Genomic DNA, 7,126 nt, shown 5'->3' with positions numbered 1-7,126 from the left:
GTAGACACCGTAGGAAAGAATGCGAAGAAAATAGAGGAGTACATCCGAAATCAGTTAGAGGAAGATAGGATGGGCGAACAGCTGACAATGGGAAACTTCTAAGCCCGTTTACGGGCAGCCGGCAACAAGCCCCATGCAGATGTCAGACCGTACCAACGCCGCATGAGGCGCGGCTGGTAACATAGGACTTCGCCCGCATAAGAAATCCCCCCGGCACAGCCGGGGAGATATTTATTGTATAAAGAAAACCACCGGCAATGCCGGTGGTTCCAAAAAGCTTTAGCTATGCATAGAAAAAATGTCCTCCTTTGATAAAATGAAGATGGTCTGCCAACCAAGAACAAAAAATCAAAGGAGGAATCAAGTCCAAATGAAACTTGATGTCAGTAGTTTAGCACACACGAAGTGGGAATGTAAATATCATATCGTATTTGCGCCGAAATACAGGAGACAGATCATATACGGAAAGATCAAACAGGATATCGGACAGATGCTCAGAAAGCTGTGCGAATATAAGGGTATCGAGATCCACGAAGCAGAAGCGTGCAAAGATCATATCCATATGCTCGTATCCATACCGCCGAAATACAGCGTATCGCAGATTATGGGAAATCTCAAGGGAAAGAGCAGCTTAATGATCTATGAAAAGTATGCAAATCTCAAGTACAAGTATGGGAACCGGCATTTCTGGTGCCGGGGATATTACGTCAGCACAGTGGGACGAAATAGGCGCGCAATAGAGGAGTATATCAAAAATCAGCTCCAAGAAGATTACACAGACGACCAACTCAGCATCAAGGAGTTCGTAGACCCGTTTACGGGTGAGCCGGTAAGAGGAGGCAAATAAACAAAAGCCCCTTTAGGGGCAGCCCGGGAAAACTGCGCGGTTGGCAGACTTTTCGACGAGCCTATAGGCTCAGCCCGGGTCATGCCCCAAGGGGGCTAGTGCAAACCACCGGCGCGGCCGGTGGTTATGATTTGAATCGGTTAATAATCCGCTTTGACCTTTTTTCGGGGTGCTTCGATCGACTGCGCGTTTGTGCGTTGGCTCCGTCCTGATTCCGCCAGGAACGGATCGGGCAAGTATGAAACGCGGAGAACAGCGGAGCCCCCGGCGTTTCGCGCACAATCCGCAAACACGCCGCGGTGCGATGGTGCGCCGCGCGGCGAACGAATCTCTGTATGCGCGGCAGCGATGGGTCCGCTGTACGGCGCAGCAGATGCCGGCAGGCCTGGATGGCCGATTGGGCGGCAAATCAAAACCGCGGCTCCGGGTGCAGACGGCAATATTGCGCGCGGGCGGCGCATACAATACTGGTGAAGCGCATGACGGGAAGCGCGAAACAGCGCAGCTTTCAGCACAGGTACGCTGCGGCGCAATTATTCTCCGCCGATGTAATAGTCGTCCCCGAATCCGGTCTCTTCCGAAGAGTGCGGCATGAATTTCGTTCGGCGGCTTTCCTGCTGTTCCTCTTCTTCATAGTCGAAAAAGGCATCGGTTTGCGCAGAACGGCGCGGAACCGACGGGACAGCCGTGCGGGAAATGCCCCGGCCGCCGGAACGCAGAGAGCGGTAGATCTCTTCATAGGCCTCTGCTTCCGTAATTTCGTCGAATTTCCGGACGGTGCTGCTGACCAGCTTGCGGAGCATCCGTTTGCCGCTGGTATCCAGCCCGGCAAGGCTCAGCAGAATCTTTTTAAGCTGGTTGGAATTGGTGAACGTAAAGCCGTTGCGCCCCTCTTCGAGGAAATCGGCGTTGGAGCAGCCCTGCTTGAGCAGCGCCGGAAGGCCGCAGGCCATTGCTTCGACCGGCGACATGTGCACCGACGTGGAAATCGAGGTGCTGATAAAGGCGTCGCACGCACGGAACAGCGCGGGCATGTCCTCGTGCTCCACTTTTCCTGCAAAAGAAAGCTGACGCGTCACGCCGCGGATTTTTGCCATTTCGGTCAGCTCGTCCGGGTGCATATCCGCACCGGCAATGACAAGCTGAAGATTGTCGGCGGGCTTGACGGAGCCGGCCCAGAGTTCCAGCAGCGCCTCCAGTCCGCTGGAAGAATCGAGCGGCCCGGCGTAGATGATGCCCGTTTTGGAGGCGCCGAGTCCCAGTTTCATCCGAAATTTCTGGATTTTCTGCGGATCGACGGTGTCGAATCCGAACATTTCAGAATCGACGGCGCAGGGAACCTCGGTGATTTTTTTCTCGACGCCGATCGTGTGCAGCTCGGATTCCAGCTTTCCGGTGAACGCGGTGATGACGTCGGTAAGCTCCAGAATTTTGCAGGTCAGATATTTATAGAAAAAAGTCGGAATCGGCGCAAAAAGGCCGGAAAAGCTTGTTCCGAGCGCGTCGGAAAGACCGAAAACGGTGGTGACGACCGGAATGTTGTGCTTTTTGGCAAATCGGGCGGCCTGATAGCCCAGCAGAGAGAGCGTTTCAATTTGGATAATGTCCGGGGAAAAGGTGTTCAGCGCGGCGATTCCTTTGCCGATCGAAAACAGGCGGGCGCTTTGCCGGTAGGCGTTTTTCGAGGGCCGGGCCGTTACAGCGGCCAGTGACTTTTCCTCGTAAAAGCCGTCGCTTTCGAGGTCGGAGGTCAGCACCATAACCTGGTGGCCGAGTGCGGAAAGACCCTTTTCGAGGACATATGCGTGAGAAGCAGCCGTATCGGACTGCAGAAAATAGGCGTCTGTGCAAATTGCGATTTTCATAAGTGGCTCCTTCGGAAAAAATGAATCCCCGGCGTGCAGCGGGGTGCAGCCTTTCCCGCAGAGAAACCTGCAGGCGGCTTTTTATGTGTCTGGAAAATCCAGGTAAATGCGAATTGTGCGCTTGGCAAATGGAAAAACCGACAGATCCAGCGCAGCAGACCCGCCGGTGGGGCAGATCCCTTTAGAGGGGATTATGCGTTAGCAAAATGTTCTCAAAGGTGCGGAAGCGAAAGCTTCCGAAAGGCGGCGGTGCCGCCTTTAAGACCTACGCAGCAGGTCTCTTTAGAGGGGATTATGCGTTAGCAAAATGTTCTCAAAGGTGCGGAAGCGAAAGCTTCCGGAAGGCGGCGATGCCGCCTTTAAGACCTGCGCAGCAGGTCTCTTTGAGGTTATTATAGCACATTTTTGTCCGGATTCAATACAAATTCCCGGAATAAATTGTGCTTTCGTCTTTAAACTTGCGCAAAAATGCGGTATACTGATAAATAGAAAAACAGGAGGCGCAAAAATGGCGCTATTGCACGGAAAAACCAGAACGAAGGATTTGATGGAATGAAAACTGCGTATACGGTTTCGCTCTCAAAAGTCATGAAGGACGTCCCATTGGGCGCCATCTATATGCCGGAGGATCCGGAGGAAATTCTCATTTCCTCGCCGGATGTCAACCGCTCCGGTCTGGAGCTTAACGGATTTTTGGATTATTTTGATGAAAAGCGGTTCCAGATTTTCGGCAATACGGAGATGGGGCTGCTCATGTCTTTCCCGACGGAACAGCGTGAGGATGCGCTCGACGAATTCTTTTCCCGGCGTCCGCCGGCTGTGATTATTGCCCGGGGAATCAAACCCCTGCGGGAAATTCTTTTTGCTGCGGAACGCTATAAAGTGCCGCTGCTCGGAACAGAGGAAACGACGTCCAGCCTTCTGGCGGCGCTGGTTTCCTACATGAATGTGGAGCTTGCGCCCCGTATCACGCGCCACGGCGTACTGGTCGAGGTATACGGCGAAGGCATCCTGATCGTCGGCGACAGCGGCGTCGGAAAAAGCGAGACGGCGATTGAACTGATCAAGCGCGGCCACCGTCTGATCGCAGACGATGCGGTGGAAATTCGCAAGGTTTCCGCAAAATCGCTTGTCGGCTCTGCGCCGGACAATATCCGCCATTTTGTCGAGCTGCGCGGAATCGGCATCGTCAACGCGCGCCGGATTTTCGGTATGGCGGCGGTCAAAATGACGGAAAAAATCGACATGTGCATCAACCTGGAAATCTGGGACAGCACAAAAACCTACGACCGGATGGGGACCGGCAACGAATATGCGGAAATCCTCGGCATCAAGGTGCCGGTAACGACCATTCCGGTAAAACCCGGCCGCAACCTGGCCATTATCATCGAGGTCGCGGCAATGAACAATCGGCAGAAGAAAATGGGCTACGACGCGACACAGGAGCTGCTCGCAAATCTGGGCATGGATATTTCTGTGATCAAGACGCCGGAAAAACGCCGGGATCTCGATTTTTAAGAACCACAGAACAGGCGGCTCGTTCCGGAGCCGGCAGTTACGGGGAGTGTGACGATGAGCGAAAAACAGTGGATGGACACGCTGGAACCGGCGCTTTGCGCGATCGGGTGTGTGACCCGGCGTGCAGCGCCGATGGCGGCGTATACGACATTTAAAATTGGCGGACCGGCGGATTTGCTGGTATCCGTAGGCGATGAGGCAGGTCTGCAGAAGGCGCTTGGACTCTGCAGGGCGGCAGAGGTGCCTGTTTTGCTTTTGGGGAACGGGTCAAACCTGCTTGTTTCGGACGCCGGGGTTCGCGGGGCGGTGCTCCGGCTTGCCGGTGCGTTTCGGGAAATCCGGCTTTCCGGCGAGACAGGTCTTGTCTGCGGAGCCGGCGCTTCGCTTTCGGCGGTCTGTGTATTTGCGCGGGAACATGCGCTTTCCGGACTGGAATTTGCTTATGGCATTCCGGGAACAGCCGGCGGCGCGGCGTTTATGAATGCCGGCGCGTACGGCGGCGAGATGAAGGATGTATTATCGCAGTGTAGGCACCTGCTGCCGGACGGCACGGCCGGCGCGCTCTCCGGTGAGGCGCTTGGGCTTTCTTACCGGCACAGCGCCTATGCGGAGAACGGCGCGGCGATTCTTTCGCTGGAGCTTTCGCTGCAGGCAGGAGACCGGGCGGAAATTTCCGCAAAAATGGATGACTTTATGGGGCGGAGACGGCAAAAGCAGCCGCTGGAATTTCCAAGCGCGGGCAGCGTCTTTAAGCGCCCGGAGGGCCATTTTGCAGGCGCGCTGATTGAAAAATGCGGCCTGAAGGGCAAGCGGATCGGCGGCGCGCAGGTCAGTGAGAAACACGCCGGGTTCATCGTCAACTGCGGCGGGGCAACCTGTGCGGATGTCCGGGCGCTCATTGCCCTGATTCAGGAAACGGTTCTGCGCGAATGCGGCGTCGCGCTGGAATGTGAAGTTCGAATGCTGGGATAAACCTTGAGGGTGGGAACAATACAATGGAATTTTTACTGGTAACCGGCATGTCCGGGGCGGGAAAATCCCGCGCAATCGATGCGCTGGAGGATATCGGCTTTTTCTGCGTCGACAACCTTCCGCCGGAACTGATTTTGACCTTTTACGCGCTCTCTGAACAGGCGGGCATGGAACGTGTTGCGGTGGTGACGGACATCCGTGGCGGAAAGCTGTTCGGCGGGCTGCTCAAGACGCTTGAGGAAATGAAGGCGGCGGGAAACTCCTATCGGATTCTCTTTTTCGACGCCGACGATGATGTGCTGATTCACCGCTATAAGGAAACGCGCCGAAAGCATCCGCTGGCGAACCAGTTTTTGGGCTCTGTCGAACAGGCGGTTGCGACAGAACGGAATATGCTCCGGCCGATTCGCGATATGGCGGACTACATTTTCGACACGTCGCTGATTTCCTCGGCGCAGCTGAAAAACCGGATTACCGGCCTCTTTTTCGAGGAGACCGGCGGGTCGATGTCGATCCAGTGCATCAGCTTCGGGTTTAAACACGGGCTGCCTAAGGAGGCGGATCTCGTCTTTGACGTGCGCTGTCTGCCCAACCCGTTTTATGTGGAGGAACTCCGTGAACTGACCGGACTGGACAAGCCGGTCTTTGACTATGTGATGCAGGCGCCGGAGACCAAAGGCTTTGTCACCCGGCTGTTCGATCTGGTGGATTACATGGTGCCGCTATATGTTGCGGAGGGAAAAAGTCAGCTTGTGATTGCGATCGGCTGTACGGGCGGGCATCACCGGTCCGTGGCCATTGCGCAGAGCCTGTGCGACCATCTGTGCGAAACCGGCAGCCGTGCGGTTGCAAACCACCGGGATATCCGGAAACAGCAGTGAGGTGGATCTGTGTCATTTGCGTCTGATGTCAAAAAGGAACTGCTTCAAATTGAAAAAAAGGCGTCCTGCTGCGAACTGGCCGAGTGTTACGGCATGCTGCGGTTCTCCCGGCTGTTTTGGAAGGATGCGGAATATCATACAGAGAACGGGCTGCTGGCCCGGCATTTTGCGGAAACAGTCAGCGCGCAGGCAGGCGTGATTGCCGAGGCCGGCACGGTCATGCGGCGTTCCTCCCCGGCATTTTCCGTCCGGCTGGCAGGCGAGGCCGAGCGAGAACGGCTGCTTTCGGTGTTTGGAGAACCGGAAGAACAGGAGACGCCTGAGATCCGAATGGCGTTTCTGCAAAAAAGCTGCTGTCAGGCGGCGTTTCTGCGCGGCGCGTTTCTGGTCTGCGGAACCGTCAGCGACCCGTACAAGGAATATCATCTGGAATTTGCAACGCCGCATGCGTCGCTGGCCAGCGGATTGTTTGCGTTGATTTCCGGTATGGAGGACGGCATGCAGCCGGCGCTTGCTGCGCGGAAAAACAACATGCTTGTGTACCTCAAGGAAAGTGAGCGGATCGCGGATCTGCTGACCTATCTCGGTGCGCACAGCTCCGCGATGGAGCTGATGCAGGCAAAGATGTTCAAGGAAGTTCGAAATTATGTAAACAGAAAGACGAATTTTGAGACGGCTAACATCAGCAAGACGGTTTCTGCGGCAATCCGCCAGACCGAAGCGATTCGCCGGGTAATGGAAACTTCCGGAATCGAAGCGTTTCCGGAAGAGCTGCGGGAGCTTGCGCTGCTGCGTCTGGAGAATCCGGAGATGTCTCTGCGCGAGATGGCGGAGCGTCTGGGTCTGAGCCGTTCCGGAGTCAATCACCGGATGCAGCGGATTTTGGAGATTGCACACACGTAGTGTGTTTCATCGCGGGCACGGAGTGTCTTTCGTCGCGCAGGAGGTTTTCGCCGTTCTGTGACCGGGTGGACGCGAGAGGACGTGCCTACCGTGCTGTGGCTTTTTTACGCGGACGGGTAATTTTTTTACCTGGCACAGAG

Annotated in this window: 6 protein-coding genes and 1 pseudogene; 6 read left to right on the top strand and 1 reads right to left on the bottom strand. The window is 55.5% G+C overall.

All coding sequences use genetic code 11. The annotated features are described in order from the left end of the window. Both IAG03_RS05725 and tnpA read left to right on the top strand, forming a co-directional pair. Nucleotides 1–185 (top strand): annotated as a pseudogene (locus tag IAG03_RS05725) (hypothetical protein); the annotation flags it as partial. A 185-nt stretch (nucleotides 186–370) separates the two neighbouring features. After that, nucleotides 371–847 carry an IS200/IS605 family transposase gene (gene tnpA / locus IAG03_RS05720; protein ID WP_249318928.1) on the top strand — a complete coding sequence of 159 codons (477 nt, stop codon included), beginning with the start codon at nucleotides 371–373 and terminating at the stop codon, nucleotides 845–847. A gap of 533 nt (nucleotides 848–1,380) precedes the next feature. Here tnpA and IAG03_RS05715 read toward each other — a convergent pair. Beyond that, entirely contained in the window at nucleotides 1,381–2,712 is a 1,332-nt protein-coding gene (locus IAG03_RS05715) for a glycosyltransferase (protein WP_249318926.1), read from the bottom strand. A 552-nt stretch (nucleotides 2,713–3,264) separates the two neighbouring features. Between IAG03_RS05715 and hprK the strand changes: the two genes are divergently transcribed. Genes hprK through whiA form a run of 4 tightly spaced genes read left to right on the top strand, consistent with a single transcriptional unit; the run spans nucleotide 3,265 to nucleotide 6,986 of the window. Further along, complete coding sequence (hprK, locus tag IAG03_RS05710; protein ID WP_249318924.1) at nucleotides 3,265–4,230, top strand: HPr(Ser) kinase/phosphatase; 966 nt, start codon at nucleotides 3,265–3,267, stop codon at nucleotides 4,228–4,230. 54 nt (nucleotides 4,231–4,284) lie between these two features. Further along, nucleotides 4,285–5,202, top strand: a complete 918-nt coding sequence (gene murB / locus IAG03_RS05705) for a UDP-N-acetylmuramate dehydrogenase (RefSeq protein ID WP_249318922.1) — start codon at nucleotides 4,285–4,287, stop codon at nucleotides 5,200–5,202. A gap of 23 nt (nucleotides 5,203–5,225) precedes the next feature. Beyond that, a complete protein-coding gene (rapZ, locus tag IAG03_RS05700) occupies nucleotides 5,226–6,083 on the top strand; it encodes an RNase adapter RapZ (RefSeq protein ID WP_249318920.1) in 858 nt (285 codons plus the stop codon). A 9-nt stretch (nucleotides 6,084–6,092) separates the two neighbouring features. After that, entirely contained in the window at nucleotides 6,093–6,986 is an 894-nt protein-coding gene (whiA, locus tag IAG03_RS05695) for a DNA-binding protein WhiA (protein ID WP_249318918.1), read from the top strand. Nucleotides 6,987–7,126: the final 140 nt, after the last annotated feature.

The sequence above is a fragment of the Yeguia hominis genome (assembly GCF_014384705.1).
GTDB lineage: Bacteria > Bacillota > Clostridia > Oscillospirales > Acutalibacteraceae > Yeguia > Yeguia hominis.
The sequence above is the reverse complement of the archived record's forward strand: the minus strand, read 5'-3'. Positions and strand labels throughout refer to the sequence as shown.